The organism is Pseudomonas lyxosi (assembly GCF_047758685.1).
In the GTDB taxonomy this organism is placed as follows: Bacteria; Pseudomonadota; Gammaproteobacteria; order Pseudomonadales; family Pseudomonadaceae; genus Aquipseudomonas; species Aquipseudomonas lyxosi.
Map to the genome: position 1 here is coordinate 4,180,136 of NZ_CP180481.1, position 20,654 is coordinate 4,200,789.

At 59.2% G+C, this 20,654-nt stretch carries 21 protein-coding genes; 14 read left to right on the top strand and 7 right to left on the bottom strand.

The window, feature by feature from the left end:
* Window positions 1–186: 186 nt before the first annotated feature.
* Window positions 187–1,236 carry a LacI family DNA-binding transcriptional regulator gene (locus ACMXYI_RS19295; protein ID WP_415768606.1) on the bottom strand — a complete coding sequence of 350 codons (1,050 nt, stop codon included), beginning with the start codon at window positions 1,234–1,236 and terminating at the stop codon, window positions 187–189.
* A gap of 180 nt (window positions 1,237–1,416) precedes the next feature.
* Here ACMXYI_RS19295 and ACMXYI_RS19300 point away from each other — a divergent pair, with 180 nt between their 5' ends.
* The 5 genes from ACMXYI_RS19300 to ACMXYI_RS19320 all read left to right on the top strand — a co-directional run bounded on the left by ACMXYI_RS19300 (window position 1,417) and on the right by ACMXYI_RS19320 (window position 5,948).
* On the top strand, window positions 1,417–2,529 hold the full coding sequence (locus ACMXYI_RS19300; RefSeq protein WP_415768607.1) for a fatty acid desaturase family protein: 1,113 nt from the start codon (window positions 1,417–1,419) through the stop codon (window positions 2,527–2,529).
* A gap of 37 nt (window positions 2,530–2,566) precedes the next feature.
* A complete protein-coding gene (locus ACMXYI_RS19305) occupies window positions 2,567–2,887 on the top strand; it encodes a MocE family 2Fe-2S type ferredoxin (RefSeq protein WP_415768608.1) in 321 nt (106 codons plus the stop codon).
* A gap of 18 nt (window positions 2,888–2,905) precedes the next feature.
* Window positions 2,906–4,147 carry an NAD(P)/FAD-dependent oxidoreductase gene (locus ACMXYI_RS19310; protein ID WP_415768609.1) on the top strand — a complete coding sequence of 414 codons (1,242 nt, stop codon included), beginning with the start codon at window positions 2,906–2,908 and terminating at the stop codon, window positions 4,145–4,147.
* Between the two features lies 1 nt (window position 4,148).
* On the top strand, window positions 4,149–5,000 hold the full coding sequence (locus ACMXYI_RS19315; RefSeq protein ID WP_415768610.1) for a sugar phosphate isomerase/epimerase family protein: 852 nt from the start codon (window positions 4,149–4,151) through the stop codon (window positions 4,998–5,000).
* 507 nt (window positions 5,001–5,507) lie between these two features.
* Window positions 5,508–5,948 carry a cupin domain-containing protein gene (locus ACMXYI_RS19320; protein WP_415768611.1) on the top strand — a complete coding sequence of 147 codons (441 nt, stop codon included), beginning with the start codon at window positions 5,508–5,510 and terminating at the stop codon, window positions 5,946–5,948.
* Between the two features lie 11 nt (window positions 5,949–5,959).
* Here the strand turns inward: ACMXYI_RS19320 and ACMXYI_RS19325 are convergent, their stop codons facing one another.
* Window positions 5,960–7,390, bottom strand: coding sequence for an MFS transporter (locus ACMXYI_RS19325; protein WP_415768612.1), 1,431 nt, complete (start codon window positions 7,388–7,390; stop codon window positions 5,960–5,962).
* A 134-nt stretch (window positions 7,391–7,524) separates the two neighbouring features.
* Here ACMXYI_RS19325 and ACMXYI_RS19330 point away from each other — a divergent pair, with 134 nt between their 5' ends.
* From ACMXYI_RS19330 to ACMXYI_RS19355, 6 genes are all read left to right on the top strand, one after another.
* Window positions 7,525–8,415, top strand: coding sequence for a LysR family transcriptional regulator (locus ACMXYI_RS19330; RefSeq protein WP_415768613.1), 891 nt, complete (start codon window positions 7,525–7,527; stop codon window positions 8,413–8,415).
* A 483-nt stretch (window positions 8,416–8,898) separates the two neighbouring features.
* The gene (locus ACMXYI_RS19335) at window positions 8,899–10,287 is read left to right on the top strand and encodes a diguanylate cyclase domain-containing protein (protein ID WP_415768614.1); all 1,389 of its coding nucleotides are present in this window, start codon (window positions 8,899–8,901) and stop codon (window positions 10,285–10,287) included.
* Between the two features lie 5 nt (window positions 10,288–10,292).
* Window positions 10,293–11,621, top strand: a complete 1,329-nt coding sequence (locus ACMXYI_RS19340) for a glycosyltransferase family 2 protein (RefSeq protein WP_415768615.1) — start codon at window positions 10,293–10,295, stop codon at window positions 11,619–11,621.
* Window position 11,622: 1 nt separating this feature from the next.
* Window positions 11,623–12,471: a hypothetical protein gene (locus ACMXYI_RS19345; protein WP_415768616.1), complete on the top strand. Its 849-nt coding sequence runs from the start codon at window positions 11,623–11,625 to the stop codon at window positions 12,469–12,471.
* 6 nt (window positions 12,472–12,477) lie between these two features.
* Entirely contained in the window at window positions 12,478–13,593 is a 1,116-nt protein-coding gene (locus ACMXYI_RS19350; protein ID WP_415768617.1) for an HlyD family secretion protein, read from the top strand.
* A gap of 3 nt (window positions 13,594–13,596) precedes the next feature.
* Window positions 13,597–14,544, top strand: a complete 948-nt coding sequence (locus tag ACMXYI_RS19355; protein WP_415768618.1) for an NAD-dependent epimerase/dehydratase family protein — start codon at window positions 13,597–13,599, stop codon at window positions 14,542–14,544.
* Here the strand turns inward: ACMXYI_RS19355 and ACMXYI_RS19360 are convergent.
* Window positions 14,516–14,776, bottom strand: a complete 261-nt coding sequence (locus ACMXYI_RS19360; RefSeq protein ID WP_046055896.1) for a hypothetical protein — start codon at window positions 14,774–14,776, stop codon at window positions 14,516–14,518. The two genes, ACMXYI_RS19355 and ACMXYI_RS19360, sit on opposite strands and share 29 nt — an antisense overlap.
* Before the next feature lie 296 nt (window positions 14,777–15,072).
* Here ACMXYI_RS19360 and ACMXYI_RS19365 point away from each other — a divergent pair, with 296 nt between their 5' ends.
* Both ACMXYI_RS19365 and ACMXYI_RS19370 read left to right on the top strand, forming a co-directional pair.
* A complete protein-coding gene (locus tag ACMXYI_RS19365; protein WP_415768619.1) occupies window positions 15,073–16,140 on the top strand; it encodes a hypothetical protein in 1,068 nt (355 codons plus the stop codon).
* Between the two features lie 15 nt (window positions 16,141–16,155).
* Window positions 16,156–16,509, top strand: coding sequence for a DUF1428 domain-containing protein (locus ACMXYI_RS19370; protein ID WP_282480401.1), 354 nt, complete (start codon window positions 16,156–16,158; stop codon window positions 16,507–16,509).
* 14 nt (window positions 16,510–16,523) lie between these two features.
* Here ACMXYI_RS19370 and ACMXYI_RS19375 read toward each other — a convergent pair whose 3' ends face one another.
* Window positions 16,524–16,718: a hypothetical protein gene (locus ACMXYI_RS19375; RefSeq protein ID WP_008151815.1), complete on the bottom strand. Its 195-nt coding sequence runs from the start codon at window positions 16,716–16,718 to the stop codon at window positions 16,524–16,526.
* Window positions 16,719–16,778: 60 nt separating this feature from the next.
* Between ACMXYI_RS19375 and thpR the strand changes: the two genes are divergently transcribed.
* A complete protein-coding gene (gene thpR, locus ACMXYI_RS19380; protein ID WP_415768620.1) occupies window positions 16,779–17,318 on the top strand; it encodes an RNA 2',3'-cyclic phosphodiesterase in 540 nt (179 codons plus the stop codon).
* 244 nt (window positions 17,319–17,562) lie between these two features.
* Here thpR and ACMXYI_RS19385 read toward each other — a convergent pair whose 3' ends face one another.
* The 3 genes from ACMXYI_RS19385 to ACMXYI_RS19395 form a co-directional block, all read right to left on the bottom strand.
* Window positions 17,563–18,660, bottom strand: a complete 1,098-nt coding sequence (locus tag ACMXYI_RS19385) for a polyamine ABC transporter substrate-binding protein (RefSeq protein WP_415768621.1) — start codon at window positions 18,658–18,660, stop codon at window positions 17,563–17,565.
* A 217-nt stretch (window positions 18,661–18,877) separates the two neighbouring features.
* Window positions 18,878–19,762, bottom strand: coding sequence for an ABC transporter permease subunit (locus tag ACMXYI_RS19390; protein WP_415768622.1), 885 nt, complete (start codon window positions 19,760–19,762; stop codon window positions 18,878–18,880).
* Window positions 19,759–20,640 carry an ABC transporter permease subunit gene (locus tag ACMXYI_RS19395; RefSeq protein WP_415773932.1) on the bottom strand — a complete coding sequence of 294 codons (882 nt, stop codon included), beginning with the start codon at window positions 20,638–20,640 and terminating at the stop codon, window positions 19,759–19,761. The genes ACMXYI_RS19390 and ACMXYI_RS19395 overlap by 4 nt, the downstream gene beginning before the upstream one ends.
* Window positions 20,641–20,654: the final 14 nt, after the last annotated feature.

Below are 20,654 nucleotides of genomic sequence, written 5' to 3' on the forward strand. Positions count from 1 at the left end.
GCTGGCGAAGCCTGCGTTCGGCTGCGAAGCAGTCGTAAAATCAGCAATTGCGGTGCGTCAGGTACACCACGGCAGCCGGACTCACGACTGCTGCGCAGCCGAACGCAGCCTTCGGCAGCTGCTACAAAGAATGCGTCGCGGCTGAAATTGCTTAAGTGAACAGCGTTAACCTTTGATGGGGTGAGTTCAGCCTCGAGTGTTCTCCGAGGTGACGATCTGCAACGGAACATGGATGCGATGCCGGGCCGGATCGAAGTCCGGCGCGGTTTGCAATTCCACCAGCAAATCGACCAGCGCTGCCGCCAGCAATCGCGGCTGGGAATCGATGACCAAACTGATCAAACCCTGCGATAAAGCCTGGCGCGACAGCTCGGTCGACTCCTGCAAAATGCAGCACAGCGACGGCCGCTTTGGTAGCTGCGACAGGGCACTGATGATCCCGTCACCGCCACCACCGACCACGCACAAACCCCGCAAATCGTCATGCCGTGCCAACAGTTCCAGCGTCGCTTCTTCGGTGATGTCGCAGTTGTCCAGGTTGATCACCGCTTCAAGCAGCCGCAACCCCGGTGCATGCTCCGTCAGGTAACTGCGCAGCCCCTCCACCCGCGCCTGATGGCCAAGAAAACGGTGGCCGCCGAGCAACACCCCGACGCTGCCTTTGCGTGCACCACAGGTGTGAGCCATCAGCCAGCCCATGGTGCGCCCGAGCTCAAGATTATCCTGGCCGACGTAAGGCTCATTCGCGGCCTCATCGATGTCGGACAGCAGGGCAATCACCGGCACGCCGGCCTCTCTGATCTGGGCGATAGCGGCGTTAATCATCGGGTGAGCGAAGCTGACCACCGCCAGACCATCGCACTGCACCGCCAGTTGTTCGATTTGAGCAACGATGGCGCTCGGTGTGCGATCGAATACGTACTCGAACTGACAGCTCAGGTTGGCGCCGGCCTGACGCTGTGCTGCATCGGTAATGGCGGCGGCAACATTGGAATAGAACGCCTGGGCGGTACCGAGCAAGAGGATGCCGAAACGATAGCTGGGACGCCGCTCGCGGATCCGCTGACCGATCAGCCGGGCGGCGAAATAACCGACGGCTTCGGCGGCCTGGAATACCTGCTCCGCGGTGGCCGGGCTGACCGGCGCCCTGGCGTTGAGTACCCGGTCCACGGTGGCGACACTCAAGCGAGCATGCTCGGCGACCGTGGCGATGGTTGGGCGTTTAGTGTTGGTCATGACGGTTCCCGAAAACGCCTTGATAGAAAACTATCAAGCCTTGCTGGGCCTGGATGATAGCTTGATAGGGATTGTATTCAAGGGCTTGAGGGTAATCTTTGGGCTCTCTATCTTTTCTCCAACGATGTGATCCCGTGTCGAAAAGTGCCTAAAACCATCAAGCTTGCGGAGAACAATAAAATGCCTGAACAAAACGCAGCCTATGAAAACCGCGGTAAACCCGTGCCTCGGGATTATCGATTGATCGGTCCCGAAGCCGCCAAGGCGGCGCAAAAAGGTTTGGTGTCGGCCAACTGGTACCAATCGCCTGTTTCTCGTAAACGCATGAAGGAATTGATGCAGCGCCGCGACGGCCCGGCCTTGCGCGATACCGCAATCTGGTTGCTATCGATGGTCGTCACCGGCTTCGGTGGTTACGGGTTCTGGGGCTCCTGGGCCTGCGTTCCATTCTTCTTCGTCTATGGGCTGCTTTACGGCACCGCGTCCAATGCCCGCTGGCACGAAGCGGGTCACGGTACGGCGTTCAAAACCCGCTGGATGAATGATGCGGTCTACCAGTTGTCGAGCTTCATGTTCATGTTCGAACCCCAGGTCTGGCGCTGGAGCCATGCGCGGCACCACACCGACACCATCATCGTCGGCCGCGATCCAGAGATCGTAGAGCCGCGTCCGCCGAGCCTGATCAACATGGTGCTGAGCCTGTTCAGAATGCCCTACGCGTTGAAGACGATGGGGTCAGTCTGCCGGCATGCAGTCGGGCGGATGGATGAAGAGGAGCAGACGTTCATCCCGGAATCCGAGTGGCCCAAGGTGGTGAGAGACGCGCGCGTCTGGCTGGTGATTTATGGGCTTGTCGTGGGCGCTGCGCTGCATCTGCAAAGCTGGTTGCCGCTGATGTTTATCGGTCTGCCAACCCTGTACGGAGGCTGGCTGTCCTACCTGTTCGGTCTGACACAACATGTTGGTCTTGCTGAAGACGTACTCGATCATCGCAGCAACTGCCGCACGATTTACATGGGCCCGGTGATGCGCTTCATGTACCTCAACATGAACTATCACCTTGAGCATCACATGTATCCGATGGTGCCGTTTCATGCGCTGGCGCAGCTTCACGACGAAATCCGCGACGACTGTCCGCCGCCGTATACCAGCCTGTTCGAGGCCTTTAAGGAAATCCTCCCGACCATCTGGAAGCAGCGCAAAGACCCGACGTATTTCATCCGTCGCCCTTTGCCACAGCGCGCTGAACCTGCCGCAACCGCCCGGGCGGAAGCTGAAGTAACGCCGGCCTGACACCTTCCTGGCTGTACCCCTAACAAGAGAAAACACCATGACCGATCAATGGATCGATGTCTGTGCCGTGGGCGAGATTAATGAAGAAGACGTCATTCGTTTCGACCATGGCCCGCACACCTATGCCGTCTACCGCTCCGCCGACGACGAGTTCTTCGCCACCGCGGGCCTGTGCACCCACGAATCCATTCACCTGGCCGATGGCCTGGTGATGGAACATGTCATTGAGTGCCCCAAGCACAACGGGCGTTTCGACTACCGCTCCGGCAAAGCCCTTGGCGCACCGGTGTGCGTCAACCTCAAGACCTATCAGGTGCGGGTCGAGGCGGGGCGTGTCCTGCTCGCCATCACGGTTTGATTGCAGGGAGTCTGTGCCATGAATTCTGCCAATGCTCCACTGGTCATCGTCGGCGCCGGGCATGCGGGTGGCCGCGCCGCGCTGACCCTGCGTGCTGAAGGTTATAGCGGTCGCCTGGTTCTGATCGGCGACGAGTCTCACCCTCCGTATGAACGTCCGCCGCTGTCCAAGGGACTGTTGCAGGGCACGGTAGATCTGGCGGGCTACAGCTTGTGCGACAACACTCGACTCGCCGAACTGGACATCGAACACCTCGCCGGTAATCCGGTGAAATGCCTGGACCCGCAGCAGCATCGTCTGCAGTTGGCCGACGGTAGCTGGCTGGCCTATGCGCGTTTGTTGCTCGCGACGGGAGGGCGCTCGCGGCGACTGGCTTCTGTGCCCGAGCATCTGGGCAACGTGCTTTACCTGCGGACCCATGATGAAGCGCTGGCCCTGCGCGCTTCGTTGCGGCCCGGTGCTTGGTTGGTGATCATCGGCGGTGGTTTCATCGGACTCGAAGTCGCCGCGACCGCCCGTGCCTTGGGTTGCACGGTGACTTTGCTCGAGGCCGGGCCGCGTCTGGCCGGTCGGGTGTTGCCTGAACGGCTGTCCAGCGTCCTGCTGGAACTGCATCGCCGCCAGGGTGTGGATGTCCGCTTGAACGTGGTCATCGAGGCGGTGCAAGGCAGCGCTTGCGTCGAGGCGGTGCAACTGGTCGACGGTCAGCTTCTGCCCTGCGACCTGGTGGTCGTGGGTATCGGCATGCAACCCAACATTGAATTGGCGGCAGCCGCTGGGATCGAGGTCGGGCAGGGCATCCGTGTCGATGCCCAGCTGCGCACCAGCGCGCCTGACATCTTTGCGGCGGGCGATGTCTGTGAATTTCAGCTGCACCCGCAAGGCGATTTCCAGCGTCAGGAAACCTGGCGCAACGCCGAGACCCAAGGCCATCACGCCGCCCTGAATCTATTGGGCGGCGAGCAGCCCTTCGAGGTCATTCCCGGTTTTTGGTCTGATCAGTACGACTGGGGGCTGCAGATCGTGGGTGTGATCTCGAACGCCGAACCCACGGCGAGCCGGGCAACCCCGGAGGGCGGTTTCCTGTTGTTCTACCTCGATGCCGAGCAACGTCTGCAAGGTGCTTGCGGCTGGGGCCAGGGCAATAGCGTCGCCAAGGACATCAAGTTGTGCGAACGGCTGATCGCCAACCATAACCACCTCTCGGTGGACGCGCTGGCCGATGCCGGTGTCCCGCTCAAACTACTGCTCAGGAGCTGACATGCGTGAATTTCTGGTATTTCAGTCCCTGTGGGCCATGCAAGATCATCGCGGCCAATGCGACCTTCCACTGGACGCGCAGCTGGAGAAAATCGCCGCCGCCGGTTTCGACGGGATCACCGACCATTTCTGGGTCGCGCAGCATGCCAAACGCCTGAGTAGCGCCTCCAAGGCGCAGGGCCTGCAAATTGAAGGTCAGCTGTTCCCTCGGACGGTGGATGATCTGGCGGCGGCGATTGATGTCGCCTCCTGCTACGGCTGTCACCACCTCACGCTGCAAGCCGACGTCAGGCCGCGCACGCTGACGCAAGCGATCAAGCTGATCGAAGGCTGGCAGCGTCTGGCCGAACAGGTGGACTTTCCCATCCTGCTGGAAACCCACCGTTATCGTCTTACCAGCGACCTGTTGTTCACCCTCGACATCCTCGCTGAAATGCCCGATCTCAAACTGTTGGCCGACTTGTCCCACTATGTCGTGGGCCGCGAACTGCCAGAGCCAGCCAGCGCCGAGGACGACGAGCAGATCCATACCATCCTGCGTCACAGTTGGGGTTTCCATGGTCGTGTCGCCAACGGCGAACAGGTCCAGGTGCCTTTAAGCTTCGCTCAGCATCGACCCTGGCTGGAGCGTTTCCTGGGCTGGTGGCGCTATGGGATCGAGGATTGGCTGGCCCGACCGAACACGCCTGCCAGCCTGTCCTTTACCTGTGAGCTCGGTCCGCCGCCGTATGCCATTACGGGTGCCGATGGAGGCGATATTACCGATCGCTGGGCCGAGGCGTTAATGCTGAAGGAGCTGATGCGCAAGGTCTGGAAGGAGTGTCAGGTGACGGCACCCGGATTGACCCAGTGAGAAGCGTCACTGGCGATAGCATTTTTCCATCCAGCCACGCTTGCCACAGGAAAAAATCGTTCTAAAAAAGCCCACCTTGTGTTTTGGACTTTGGACTACTCTTGAACATGTAGGTGAAGACGCAGACTGATGCGCAAGCGGATGGCGAGGAAACGTGGGGCGCGTTCCGAAGGGTACACGGTTAGAAAGATCTCCGCGCTGAGATCCAGCCCTTATGCCGTGTGAAGCAGGACAGCACAAAACTGTTCTGTGGGAAGCCTGATAAACCTTGTAAGCCGGAGACCAGCACCGGCCACCTACTCGATTCACAAAGCCCGCCCTGTGCGGGCTTTTTCGTGTCCGCAGGATCCGTTTGTATCGGAACGTATCCCACGCACCTGCAGCTACCTTCGCATACAAAACCAAGGCATTGGCGACACTTGCGCGATACATGGCGGCCTCCAAATAGGGCCACCGCATCCGCGGCAACCTCCGCGCGCATTCCCGCGCACAGATTGGAGAAATGCCATGTCCCGTTTCAACCACCGTATCTCCGCTGGCATGCTCGGCGTCGCCGTTGCCGCGGCACTTACTGCCTTCGCGGGCCTCGCTCAAGCTCAAGAGGCGCCTCCAGCAAAAAGCTGGCAGGCGGGTCTTCACCGCACCGATCTGCTGCGCCAGGATCTCGACGTCGCCGGTCGTGAAGTGATCCAGGTCCGCGTTGATTTCGAACCGGGTGTGGTGTCCCCCAAGCATTCGCATCCCGGGGTGGAAGTGGCTCACGTGATTGAAGGCACGTTTGAATATCAACTCGAGGGTCAGCCTCCTGTAACGCTCAAGGCTGGCGATTCCTTGTACATCCCCGCAGGCACTGCGCACGTCGCGAAGAACGTCGGCGCGAGCAAAGCGTCGGAGCTGGCGACGTACATTGTGAAGAAAGACACGCCACTGGTCGTGCTGGAAAAGTAAACGGTGTCGGGTTACCGGCGGTTATGACGCATTGCCAGCGCGCGGCTTCCCAGCGCGATGGCCAGTGCGACAGCGATCAGCACCAGCGCCACGGCGAAGGTGATCCGCAGACCGCTGGCAACCGCTTCGGGTCGCGCCGTTGCAATGTCGACCGAGGCCGATGCGAGCGCGAACACCGCGCCCAAGGCGGACGCCCCCGTGATGAGCCCCAGATTGCGCGACAGGTTGAGCATGCCGGAGATGACACCTCGCTGGTCCGGCTGAACATCCACCATGACCGCCGTGTTGTTGGCTGTCTGGAACAGGGCATAGCCGATGGTTATCACGACCATGGGCCCGATGTAGCCGCCGATGCCGAACGTCTCTGGCAATACCGACAGCGTAAGGCATCCGGTCGCCATTGCCAGGAGCCCGGCGAGGGTCATGCGTTGGGCGCCAAAGCGGTCGGCAATACGGCCAGCGGGCACACCCGTCAGTGCCGCGACAAACGGCCCGACCGACAAAACCAGTCCAACCAGAGCGGCATCGAGCCCCAGCCCATGGGCGAGATAGAAGGGCCCGACCACGAGTGTCGCCATCATCACTGTCGCGACGAGCAGGCTCATGGCGAGGCTGCCACTGAGTACGGGATCACGGAACATCGCCAATCGAATCAACGGCGAGGTGACTCGAGCCTCGGCGAACACAAAGAGGCAGACGCCGCCGCCCGCCGCCAACAGCAAGGCGATGTTGATCGGCCCGAAGCTGCCTCGGCCAAGGGTCATGGCCAGCGCATAAGCGGCGAGCGTCAACGCCAGCAGCAGTGTGCCCAGCGGGTCGAAACCGGTGCGATCGGTCTTGGGCTTCTGGCGATCGGCGGGCAAGTAACGATGCGCGAGCACCAGCGTCAGCAAGCCCAGCGGTACGGTGATGAGGAAGATCGCCTGCCAGCCAAACCCGTCAATCAGCAGGCCACCGAGCGACGGCCCCATCGCGGTGCCAATCGCCGACATCGTCCCGAGCAAGCCCATGGCACTGCCGGTTTTTGCCTTTGTAACCGTCTCGCCGACAAAGGCCATGGTCAGCGCCATCATGATTGCCGCACCGATTCCCTGCAGCGCCCGGGCGCCAATCAGCAGCCAGAGCGTGGGCGCCAAGCCGCACAGGGCCGACGCCAGGGTGAACACGCCGATGCCGGTCAAGAGCAGCCGCCGACGGCCAGTGATGTCACCGAGCCGCCCGACACTGACAATCAGGGTGGTAATGGCCAGCAGGTAGGCGAGGACGATCCACTGCACGTGCTGGAAGGAGGCGTTGAACACCTGGGCCAAGGTCGGCAAACCCACATTGGCGATGCTGGTGCCGAGCGAGGACAGCAGCATCGACAGCGAAAGACTGGCCAGCGCCCACCGAACCGACAGTGTCTGTTGCGCACGCTCTGCGATTGCACTGAGTGATTTCATGCTGTTCCTCTTTTCTGGCCACTCCCGAAGCGGAGCTATCAGAAATCTACGCCCCGGCCTAACATGGCGGAAGACGCACCGTTTGCACTTGATACGTGTGTTCAACGCCATATCACTCTGCCGAGAGGCGATGCATGTCCACTCCCGATCTCAACTTGCTGATCACCCTTGATGTGCTGCTCGCCGAAGGCAGCGTGGCACGCGCCGCCAAGCGCTTGCGCCTGAGCCCGTCGGCCATGAGCCGGGCACTGGCGCGATTGCGTGAAACCACTGGCGATCCGCTGTTGGTCAGGGCCGGGCGGGGGCTGGTGCCCACCCCGCGAGCGCTCGAACTGCGCGAGCGGGTCAGTCAGCTGGTGCAGGACGCAGAAGCGGTCCTTCGGCCTGCCGAGCAACCCGACCTCAGCCAGCTGAACCGCACGTTCACGCTGCGCACCAGTGAAGGCTTTGTCGAGAATTTTGGCGCGGACCTGATTGCCCGCGTCGCCGAGCAAGCCCCTGGCGTGCGGCTGCGCTTCATGCACAAACCCGACAAAGACAGCGCGTCACTGCGCGATGGGACGGTCGATCTGGAAGCGGGTGTGGTGGGGACAGCCGCTGGCCCGGAGTTGCGTACCCAGGGCTTGTTTCGGGATCGTTTTATTGGCGTCGTGCGACTGGGGCATCCACTGAGTGAAGGCGAGATAACCCCCGCACGTTATGCGGCAGGCAGCCACATCAGCGTCTCTCGGCGGGGGCTCGACAAGGGCCCCATCGATGAAGCCCTTGAGCTTCTGGAACTGGAGCGGCACATAGCAACAATCGTTGCAGGCTTCTCCACTGCGCTGGCGCTCGCCCGGGCAACCGACCTGATCGCCAGCGTTCCCGAACGCCACACCGCCAGCCTGCGCACCGGCATGCACAGCTTTGCACTGCCGTTGTCTCTGCCGGCGTTCACCGTCGCCATGCTCTGGCATCCGCGGCTGGATGCCGACCCTGTGCATCGCTGGTTGCGGGGTTGCCTTCGAGAGGTTTGTTCTGAGTAAAAAATTGTCAGATTTGATCTAATGTTCATTATTGAAACTATGATGTTTCATGTGCGTAACTATTGCATGATTATTCTGGTTATATAAATGAATTTTTTTGGTATAAAAATACCTTGAACTTATTTATATATAGGCGGTAGCTGCAAGGCTTTGGCGTAAATGGGAATTAACTGCTGATACCATTAAATGGCGCAACGCTATCAATGGTGGCCATTAACTAGTAGTGAGTATAGTTGTAATGCCTGAGTTACTTAGTGTGTATAACCTGATGAAATATAGATAATTATTTTTTATGGGTGGTCAGGCTCTTTATCGAACTGCAACGCGGTGAATAAGGCGGGATCCAATTAACGGTAGTGGCGAAATATTGGCGGCCGATATATCAAAAAATAACACCATAATAATACTGACGTTTTTCTGATGCGGTGCTAGTGTTTCTAACTCTTCTTAACCGTACTTGTCTGTCTGCAGAGGCTGTGCGTCATGCCGACTCCAACTCCACGGATTGCGATACTGGGTAATAGAGTTCCAAGCGTGAATCTTCCGGAGCTTGAACACTTCGCCGAGCTAGGCAGCTTGTTGGCTGCACCCCCATTTGATGTCCTGCTGCTGGACCTGCCAGCGGTTTATGCCGGGCGGGTGCTTCGAAAGTTGCGCGCCATTCCCCCGTATCGCTACAGCCTCATTTACTGTTGCCGTGATCAGAACGGCTGGTGTGAAGCCTTGGGTGATGGCGCGTGCCCTGCCGATTCCAGCGAAACAAGAACCCTCTGGGGGGTGTGGCGAGAACGCTACAGGTTGTTCAAACGGGGTTCTGCCCCCGAGCGTTTTGAAAGTCGGGTGCTTTCATGGTTGTGGTTGCGTGACAGCGCTCACATCTATGCCCTTCGAGACCCGGAGGTGCCTCAGCATTATCGCTATCCATTGCTGGATGCCCTGGCGGATAACGAGCAGGTCAACTCGTTTGTCTGGCTCAGTTTGATGGTGCAACAGGACTGGCTGGAGGAGGGGGTTCTGGTCGATCGCGTTCGCCTCTGCTCGGAGTGTGGCTCGGGCCGGCTCAATTACATTGATGTGTGTGCCGAATGTCAGTCCCTGGACATTTCACGGCAGCCTTCATTGCACTGCTTTACCTGTGGGCATGTAGGGGCACAGGAATCCTTTCTCAAAGACGGGGTGTTGTTGTGCCCCAACTGCTTGAACCGGTTGCGCCATATCGGCAGTGATTACGACCGCCCGATGGAGAACTATCGCTGTCGCTCATGTCAGGCGTTTTTTGTCGATGCCGACGTGCAGGCGCGCTGCCTGGATTGCGGCCTGTCACACACGCCTGACAAGTTGCGGGTACGCGAGGTCAGAGATTTCCGCCTGGCCGAGGCCGGCCGTTTCCGCTGCCGCCAGGAGTTCAGCGATCAAACGGTCCATCACTTCGGTCGACTCAATCTGTTAGGCGGCAAGGATTTCTATGACCTGCTGACCTGGCAGATGCAGGTCGTACGCCGCTACCAGACGCCTGCCTTCTCACTGCTCGGTCTGCGCTTCGTCAACCTGGCCGGTACGTTGACTCGCCTGGGTGAACACCACGGCCATGCCTTCATCGATAGCGTGGCCGATCGATTGAAGGAAACCGTCAGGGATACAGACCGCTGCTCTCGAAGTACCGAAGAGTACTTCTGGATCATGCTTCCCCATACCGATGGCAACGGCCTGGAGACTGTCAAGCAACGCTTGGGCCGGGTCGCCGAGTTGTTTTCAGCACCGGAGGTCAGCGACATTTCCTTGCGTGTCGTCAGCATCACGGCGCCCCAGGATCTGCTCGAACAAGAAGATGGCGAACTACTACTGGCCCGTCTGGCCAGTGAGTTGGCGTGACCGCCATGAGCCCTTTCCTGGAGCAACTCCTCAGCGCACTCAGCGCGCTCATGGGCCCGGATGGTTTGAGCCGGGTGTTTTTCATGCTTTTCCCTTTGTTTCTGATCTTTGAATTGCCCTTGATGATCATGGTGATGCTGGGGGTATTGCGCTGGTTCACACGTCGGCGCACCCGTGTGCCGAAGATCAGTGTCTATCGGCCCAAGGTCTCTTGCATCATTACCTGCTACAGCGAAGGGATGGATGTTCAGACCACGCTTTTAAGCCTGTGCGAGCAGACGTACCCCGGCCACATCGAGATGATTCCGGTGGTGGACGGGGCCACGGTGAACCAGCCGACGCTCAGCGCCGTGCGCAGTTTCAGCGTGGATCCGCAGTTGTACCCCCGGCGTCATTTGCGCCCGATCGCCAAATGGCAGAGGGGCGGGCGGGTGTCGTCACTGAACGCCGGCCTGTCGCTTGCCAGCGGTGAAATCGTGATGGCGCTTGATGGCGATACGTCCTTCGACAACAACATGGTCAGCTCCATCGTGCGCCATTTCGAGGACCCGTCGGTGCCTGCGGTCGCCGGTAGCCTGCGAGTGCGCAATGTCTGGGCTTCGTGGGTGACCGCGATGCAGGCGCTGGAATACCTGTTGTCCATCCACATGTCGAAAATCGGCTTGGCCGAATGGAACCTGGTCAATAACGTATCGGGGGCGTTCGGGGCATTCCGCCGCAGCTTTCTGGTGAAAATCGGCGGCTGGAACACGCACACCGCGGAGGATCTGGACCTGACGTTGCGCATCAAGAGTTACTTCAAACGACACGACTTGAGGATTCCTTTCGAGCCGGAAGCGATTGGACACACCGATGCACCGTCGACGCTCAGTCAGTTTCTGATGCAGCGCTTGCGCTGGGATGGCGACCTGTTTTTTCTGTACATCAGAAAGCACAACCACAACATCAACCCCAGGTTGTTGGGCTGGCCGACCTTTCTGATGATCCTGCTCAGCGGCTTCTTTTTTCAGCTGGTGCTGCCGTTCCTCATCTTCAGCTACACCTTGCTGGCGTTATTTGTTCTGCCGGGCAAGACGCTGTTGTTTCTGTTTGTACTGATCTATGCGCTGTACCTGGTGATTACTGCCATGTTGTTCGGCGCCATGCTGTTGATGGTGTCCGACCGACCTGCAAAGGACATGGTCCTGGGATTGTTGGTGCCTTTCTTCCCGCTGTTCATGCTACTCCTGAGGTGCTGGAGCGCAGTGGCCATGCTCAACGAGATCTTTCGCCGGGGCCACGAAGAAAGCTCGATGGCACCGTGGTGGGTGCTTAAACGAGCCACGAGGTTTTGATATGCGATCGATACTTCTGCTGCTGACGCTGTCGTTGCCCCCGACGATACTGGCCGCACAACCCCTTTCGGCTCAGGCGGTGGGGACGCCGTCGAGCCAATGGTCCCAGGCCAGTTATGTCTGGGACAGCGAAGCGTTGCTCGATCCCGATCAACGTAAGGCAGAGCTCGAGCAACTGCGTAAAGCCGGGATGGACAAGATCTACCTTGGCCTCAAGTCCGCCCAGTTGAAAGACCTTGCCACGACGCGCCAACGGTTGGAGCAATTGCTGCAGGACGCGGCCGGCAAGGGAGTGCAAGTCAGCCTGTTGCTCGGCGATCCGGCCTGGATCGAGCCGCAGGAACGCCATCAGCTCACCGATTTACTGGCGAAGCTGAAGGGGCTTTCATTCACCAGCCTGCACCTGGACCTGGAACTCGAACAACTGGGCGTGCCGGTCCCGGATCAGCGTTTGAAGGACTTGCTCGACACCTTGCGCGCAGCCTCGGCAGCCAGCCCATGGCCGGTAGAAATCTCCAGCCATCATCGTTGGTTTGCAGAGGCAAAACCCGGGAAAACCTGTCTGCCGTGTGCGCTTCCCGAGGCGGGTGTGCGTCAGGTCAGCCTGATGATCTACACCCGTAACCCGAAAAACAGCGCACGAATGGCAGAGCAGATCGCCCAACGCTGGCCTGATTTGCAGTTTCGCCTGGCGCAAAGCACGGAGCCGCAACTGGATGCCACAGAATCCTGGGCCGGCGCGTCGACTGAGCAGTTGCAGCACCAGACCAGTGTCTGGCGCGAACAGCTGCAACCACGGGGAATTGCCGGCATTGACTGGCAAGCCTGGCGAGACTTTCCAAAACGGTGAGCCGTCATGAAGATTCGATTCGATAGTCGCAAAGAACTGAGCCCCACCCAGGAACACGGTTTGAGCGTTCTCTATGCACCGGGCAAGCGCATGGCGTTTCGCGTGCGTTGGTATTTGATCCTGTTCCTGGTCGCGAGCCCCTTGATCTGGCTGGGAGGGAAGCTGACTTACGGCATGGTGATGATCGACGCACCGGCGCAATTGCGCCTGCCGATTCTTGAGGTGCGCGCGCGGGATGCCGGTCGGGTCGATCAGCTGTTCGTCATGGCCGGGGAGCAGGTCCAGATCGATCAGCCGTTGGTCAGTCTCGACAATCCCGAATGGCGTGCGCGGCTCTCTCAGCTCGCCGCGATGCCGACCAAAGCGGTGCCCACCACCAACACCAAACTGGACACGAGGGAGCGTCAGCTGCTCAGGACCCGAGTGAGCAGGACGGAGGAACGTGTGCAGGTGCTTGAAGACCTCGTTGAATCAGGCGCCGTCTCTCGTGGAGAAGTGCTGGCCGCCCAATCCGAACTCGACGCTTTTAAAGCCGACCTGTTGGCGTTCGAGCGCCGCGAGCAACTGGCTCGTCAGTCGCCGTTGAGCGTTGAGCGCGAGATTATTCAACAGACCGCCGAAAAACAGTGGTTGAAAACGCGCCTCGCCGCCTTGTCGGTCAAGGCTACGCAGAGCGGTCGAATTGCGGAGGTGTTGGTCACGCCCGGTGAAAACGTTGGCGCCGGTACGCTGTTGATGCGCCTTGAACGGCTGGAAGAGCCTCTGCTGTGGATTTATCTGGAACCGCTGAATATCAGCTACGCCGCGATTGGCCAGCCGCTGCGCGTGCGCATGCCCGATGGCGAGTGGCTGGCGGCGCATGTTGTCCAGGCCGTCGACAGCGCCGGTCGCACGCCGACGGTGTTGCGTGGGCCGTTCGCTGCCAGCGAGATGGGCTTGCAGGTCGCCGCCCGGTTTGATCGCCCCCTGTCGCCGCGCTGGAGAATCGATCAACTGCCGTTGAATGTGCGCTTTCCGACCGACTGGCAACAAATGCTCAGTAACAGCCGTGAGTTCATCGAGCAAATAGGCGACTTCATTGCAATGGATCGAACACCCACCACTGCACCGGGGAGTAAATAAATCATGACTGCAGAACGAATTCTAGTGACGGGCGGTGCCGGTTTCATCGGTTCGCACCTGGTCGAAGCACTGCTGGAAAGCGGTTATAGCGTTCGGGTTCTGGACGATCTTTCCAGTGGGAAACTGTCGAACTTGCCGATTGATCGCTGCCATTTGACCCTGGTGGTGGGGGATGTCGCCGACGCGCCGACGGTGGAGCGAGCGATGAAAGACTGCAGCGCGGTGGTGCATCTGGCTGCAGTGGCCTCGGTGCAGGCGTCGGTCGATGATCCGGTGGCGACTCACCAAAGCAATTTCGTCGGTACGCTGAATATCTGCGAAGCCATGCGTCAGGCCGGCGTAAGACGGGTGGTTTACGCGTCCAGTGCGGCGATCTATGGCAACAATGGCGAGGGCATGGCGATTACCGAGGACACGCCCAAGAATCCGCTGACCCCGTATGCCGCCGACAAACTGGCCAGCGAACACTTCCTTGATTTCTATCGCCGCCAGCATGGTCTCGAACCGGTCATTCTGCGGTTTTTCAATATTTACGGACCCCGTCAGGACCCTTCATCGCCTTACTCCGGTGTCATCAGCATTTTCAGCGAGAGGGCGCAAAAAAAACTCCCCATCACGGTTTACGGTGATGGGGAGCAAACAAGGGACTTTGTTTACGTCAATGACCTTGTAAAGGTCCTGGTACAGGCGGTCAGTGAGTCAGAGCCGATTATCGAACCGGTCAATGTCGGGTTTAACCGATCCACCAGCGTTAACGAATTGGTGACGACGTTAAGCGAACTCCTGGGACGACCTGTGACGTTGCACCACGACGCGGCGCGTTCCGGTGATATCAAACATTCACGCGCCGACAACAGTCGCCTGCTTGAGCGTTTTTCCTTGAACTCGCCGACCTGTTTTACCGAGGGTCTGGGGCAGCTGCTCAGAAGTATTGATTCCGGCGGGCGGTAGCGGCGAGCTCGGTCGCCAGCAGGTGCTCCTCCAGCACATCGCTCAGGAACCGGAACTGATCATTGAGCCCGATCACTTCATTGTTGAAGTGATTGGCGGCGGACGGCATCAGCAACGCCTCGAAGTTTTTGTCGAACACCAGTTCGAACGTTTTGCGGGAAACGAATGACTGGGAATAGTAGTTGTTGCCGAACACCGCAAAGCTTACGGCCAGGGTCACGGAGTGAATCATGACGTGCGCTCCTCGGACAGGACGTACCAGGAAAAAACGCTCAGTGTGACGGCCGTCAGGGCCAGGCAGGTCAGGAGATGGATAATCATGATTCGCCCCTCCGATGCGGGGTTTTGCGTTGGGTTAAGGCCGATCCTACGCTGACGGTTTTCGAGCGGAAGGCATTCGCGGCGATGGTGAATATCGACATAAGTGATGGTGGGATCATCGCCGACTGTTCCGGCCCCGGGGTGGGCAGACACCTATACTCAGGCATATAGCCCTTGATCTGATTTCAACCCGAGAGAACCGCGATCTTGAACGTGCGTTCGCTGATCGTCGCCCTGTTGGTGGTGTTGGCGGGATGCGCCACGCCTGTGCGTGCGCCAGTGGAAGTGGTGCCGGTGATTGTTTCCCAAAGCACCTGGCAGATGGTCGACCAGGAGATTGTCGCGGCGTCGCAATCGGCCACCGAGCAGACCAAAATCTACGCGCGGGGTGCCATGGATTACTGGCGAACGCGGGTCTATCAACTGACCGAAGAGAACTTCATTCCCTGGTTCAGCAGTTACTGGACTCAGGAATGGCTGTCGATGAAGGTCAGCTGGTACACCCTCAGCGCCAAGGGCGAGCAAGATGCCTCGGCCAAGCGCCTGGCCGCCTATCTGCTGGAGCAATACCAAAAGCGTGTGCTGGCGCCGGTCGCGGTGGAAATCGATCCCGACGCGATTCTCGGCCTGGCAACGGCGTTCTACGTGGACATCCTTCAGGAAGAACTGCAGAAAATCTCCCAGCGCCACGGCGTGCCGATGGCCCAGCTCAATGGCCGAATCCAGAAAATCCCCGCCATCGCCTTGGGGCCGCCTCCCGCCAGAGACGCCTCGCTTTACCAGGTCGTGCACACCCAACCGCTGAACACGCTGCCGGCTTATGCGGCGCTGATCGAGAAAATCCACAAGGCGGGCGGCGACAAGGGCGTTGATTCGACAGACACCGCCATGGCGCCGGTGGCCAAGCGCGCCAGCAAACGGATGGAAGCCGAAATGGTCCCGCGAGGTGCGGCCAGTGCAGTGGCCGCTGCAGCGGGCAAATTGGCCGGGGGCTTGATTTCTGTAGGTGTGGCGGGGATTCGCGCGATTATCCAGGCCAATGATCGGCCTGACAGCGAGGCACTGATTCGCAGCAGTCTGGGTAACACGTTCGACAAGGCCTGGCTGAAGCTGGTGCAAAACCCGACCACCGGCGTGATGGCCGGTACGTTGTACATGGCGGCGCAGATCGAGGGCAATCTGGCGGGGAGCGTCGAAGTACCGTCGGTCAGTTCGGGCAGCGGCTCTGTCGATTGGGGGCCGACGGAATCGACTAACCAGCAGATCACCCCATAACCAAGGAGAACGACCATGTCCTACGTTGATGGCTTTATCGCTGCCGTACCTACCGCCAACCGCGAAAAATTCAAGAAACACGCCGAAACCGCCGCTGTCATTTTCAAGGAAAGTGGCGCCCTCAGCGTCGCCGAATGCTGGGGCGACGACGTCCCTGACGGCAAAGTGACCTCGTTTCCGATGGCAGTAAAACTCAAGGAAGACGAAACCGTGGTGTTTTCCTGGATCATCTGGCCCGACAAGACCACCCGCGATGCAGGCATGGAAAAACTCATGACCGATCCGCGCATGCAGCAGGACGTCAACCCGATGCCGTTCGATGGCCAGAGGCTGATCTTTGGCGGGTTCGAAATGATCGTAAAAGCCTGAAACCAACGACAGGATCACTCTGGCGTCGGGGTGGTCCTGCAACTCTTGCGATTACGAATCTCGCTGTCCGTCGGCCGCTCTTTGATGAACTCGAAGCGCGGCTCACCTTCGTTGTAATGAACCAGCCAGCCCCATTCCAGCTCGGACTCATCCTGACCGGGTTTCGGTGGCACGGCCCACCATGGTTCCTTGCTGATGATCTCGCGCATGGCCCCCTCCAGTTGAATCGTTTGGATGAACTATAACTTGGATGTCAGGAGGTGCCAGAGATGAGCGACGAATCCCATGAGCCGTTAAAACGACTGTTTTTTGCCCTGAACTGCACACCCGAGCAACGTCGGGCCATTGCCCAATGGCGCAGCGCACTTGAGCTCAGGAGCGGACGCCCGGTGCCGGTGGAAAACTTTCATCTGACGTTGATGTTTTTGGGCGCTGTCGAGGTGGCGAAAATCGCCGATATCTGCACGGCCGCCGCCAATATTCGAACGCCGGGTGTGCCTTTGAGGGTTGCGCTTGATCGGCTGGATGTCTGGCGCAGGGCAGGGGTGTTGGTGCTCGCTCCGGAGCAGGCATCACCGGAGTTGCTTCGGCTGGTGTATGCGCTTGAGCAGGCCATGCTGCCATTCGGGTTTGAGGATTCGCCGAAGGAGTTTCGGCCGCATCTGACGCTGATGCGTGATTACCGAGTGCCGGTGCCAGAGTCCGCGACGCCGCCCGAGTTCTATCTGCGGGCCGATCATTTCACCCTGTTCGAATCCCATAAGGGCCGCTACCGAGCGCTGGCCGAATGGCCACTCGTTCCCTCATAAAAAAAGGCGCCCGAGGAGGGCGCCCAAATTCACCTTAACCGAGGAAGCCAGGTGAGGCCGTTCTGCAGATAGGAGTGCAGCGGTGGTAAGGCGCTGCGTGAACGGAAATCGTTGGCATCGATCGTTCCCACGCTCCGCGTGGGAATGCAGCCCGGGACGCTCCGCGTCCCCTCCAGAGCCGAACGCGGAGCGTCCGAGGAGGCATTCCCACGCAGAGCGTGGGGAACGATCAGTGCCGAGTGAATTATTTGCCGAGCTTCACCCGCGTCCAGCCCCGGGTCATCACCCGCTGAACGCCGATCGGCATATCGGGAATGGCATACAACGTCGCCATCACAGCCTGCGACGGATACGACCCCGGATCATCCCGAATCGCTTCATCCACCAACGGCGTGGCCGCCGCGTTGGCGTTGCTGTAGCCGATGTTGTTGGTGATCTCGGCGATGATGTCCGGGCGCATCAGGAAGTTCATGAACAGGTAAGCGTTCTCGACGTTCGCTGCGTCCCGAGGGATCGCGACCATGTCGTAGAAACTGCCCGCGCCTTCCTTGGGAATGCTGTAATCGACCTTCACCTTATCGCCCGCTTCTTGGGCGCGAGCCTTGGCTTGCAGCACATCGCCGGAGTAACCGACAGCCACGCAGATGTTGCCGTTGGCCAGGTCCGAGATGTATTTCGACGAATGGAAGTACGCCACCGACGGACGAATTTTCATGAACAGCGCCTCAGCTTCGGCGATCTGATCTTTGTCCTGAGAATTCACCGGGTAACCCAGATAGTGCAGGGCGGCCGGGAGCATTTCGGTCGGCGAATCAAGGAAACTGATGCCGCAGGCTTTCAGCTTCGCGGCGTTTTCCGGTTTGAACAGCAAGTCCCAGGAATTGGTCGGCGCATTGCTGCCGAGCACTTCCTTGACCTTCTCCGGGTTGAAACCGATGCCGATCGAGCCCCACATGTACGGGAAGGCGTGACCGTTATTCGGGTCGCTGGCGGCAGCGTTTTTCAGCAGCACCGGGTTGAGGTTCTTCCAGTTCGGCAGCTTCGACTTATCCAGTTCCTGATAGACGCCCGCCTTGATCTGCTTGGCCAGGAAACTGTTGGACGGCACAACGATGTCGTAGCCGGACTTGCCGGCGAGCAGCCGTGCTTCAAGGGTTTCATTGCTGTCGAACACATCGTAGGTCACGCGGATGCCGGTCTCGTCTTCGAACTTCTTGACGGTGTCCGGGGCGATGTAATCCGACCAGTTGTAGACGCGCAGTACCTTGTCATTGGCCTGGGCGCCGGTGACAATCGCGCCCAATAAGGACAGTGTCAGCAGAGTCCTGCCAAACATTTTCATCGGTACAACTCCATTCTTTTTTATTCAAATACGCAAAACAATTGCAGTCTTCGCGCACCCCGTGTAGCAGCTGGCGAAGCCTGCGTTCGGCTGCGAAGCAGTCGTAAAACCTGCGAATTCAATCTTCCTGAAAGAACCGCAGTGTCTGAATTCACGACTGCTTCGCAGCCGAACGCAGGCTTCGCCAGCTGCTACAAAGTGTGCGTGTTGCCGGCCCTTAGGCCGTCGCTTCTACCATTTGCTTTTTAGGTTGCTGCCAGGATTCGCTGGCGGTCTGGTCCATCGCTTCCTGGATCGCACGTTTACGGGTGGCTTCGGCACGGCGGCTGAAGAACCAGACCATGAAGGTCACGATCGATACCGCCAACAGAATCAGGCTGGCCACGGCGTTGATCTCAGGCTTCACGCCCAGACGCACCGCCGAGAACACTTCCATCGGCAGGGTCGTGGAACCGGGGCCGGACACGAAGCTCGCCAGTACCAGGTCATCCAGCGACAGGGCAAACGACATCATGCCGCCGGCCGCCAGTGACGGCGCGATCATCGGAATGGTGATCAGGAAAAACACCTTGAACGGCTTCGCCCCGAGGTCCATGGCCGCTTCTTCGATGGACAGGTCCAGCTCACGCAAGCGCGCCGAAACCACCACCGCGACATACGCCGCGCAGAACGTGGTGTGGGCGATCCAGATGGTGACGATGCCACGTTCCATCGGCCAACCGATCAACTGCGCCATGGCCACGAACAGCAGCAACAGCGACAGACCGGTGATCACTTCCGGCATCACCAACGGCGCCGTCACCAAACCACCGAACAACGTGCGGCCCTTGAAGCGCGTGACGCGAGTCAGCACAAACGCTGCCAACGTCCCCAGCGCCACCGCAGCAATCGCGGTGTAGCAGGCGATTTCCAGCGAGCGCACCACCGAACCCATCAGTTGCGAGTTATCGAGCAGGCCGGCGTACCACTTGAACGACCAGCCGCCCCATACGGTTACCAGTTTCGAGGCGTTGAACGAGTAGATCACCAGAATCAACATCGGCAGGTAGATAAACGACAAGCCGAAAATCAGCATGAACTTTGAAAATCCGAAGCGTTTCATCCCCGTGCCTCCATTTCTTTGGCCTGGCTGCGGTTGAACAGCAGAATCGGCACAATCAGGATCAACAGCATCACCACCGCCAGGGCAGACGCCACCGGCCAGTCGCGGTTATTGAAGAACTCTTGCCACAGCACGCGACCGATCATCAGGGTCTCCGGGCCGCCCAGCAGTTCCGGAATCACGAACTCACCGACCACAGGAATGAACACCAGCATGCAACCGGCGATGATCCCGTTCTTGGCCAGCGGCACGGTAATTTTCCAGAAGTTGTTGAAGTTGCTCGAACCCAGGTCCGAAGCGGCTTCCAGCAGGCTTTGATCGTGCTTGACCAGGTTGGCGTACAGCGGCAACACCATGAACGGCAAGTAGGCGTAAACCACGCCGATATACACGGCAGTGTTGGTGTTGAGGATTTCGATCGGGTGATCCGTCAGCCCGGTCCACATCAAAAAGCCGTTGAGCAGACCGTTGTTGCTGAGGATGCCCATCCACGCATAGACGCGGATCAGGATCGCGGTCCAGGTCGGCATCATGATCAGCAACAGCAGAACGTTTTGCGTTTCCTTGCTCGCCTTGGTGATCGCGTAGGCCATCGGGAAACCGATCACCAGGCACATCAGCGTGCTTAAAAACGCGACCTTCAACGAGCCGAAGTAGGCCGAGATGTACAACTCATCTTCGGTCAGCAGCGAGTAGTTGCCGATGTTCAGCAGCAACTGAAATTTCTGCTCGGCGAAGGTGTAGATCTCTGAGTAAGGAGGAATGGCCAGGGCCGCTTCCGAGAAGCTGATCTTCATCACCAGGAAGAACGGCAGCATGAAGAACAGGAACAGCCACAGGAAAGGAACCCCGATGACGAGCTTTCGACCACTCGGCATCAGCCGCATAAACT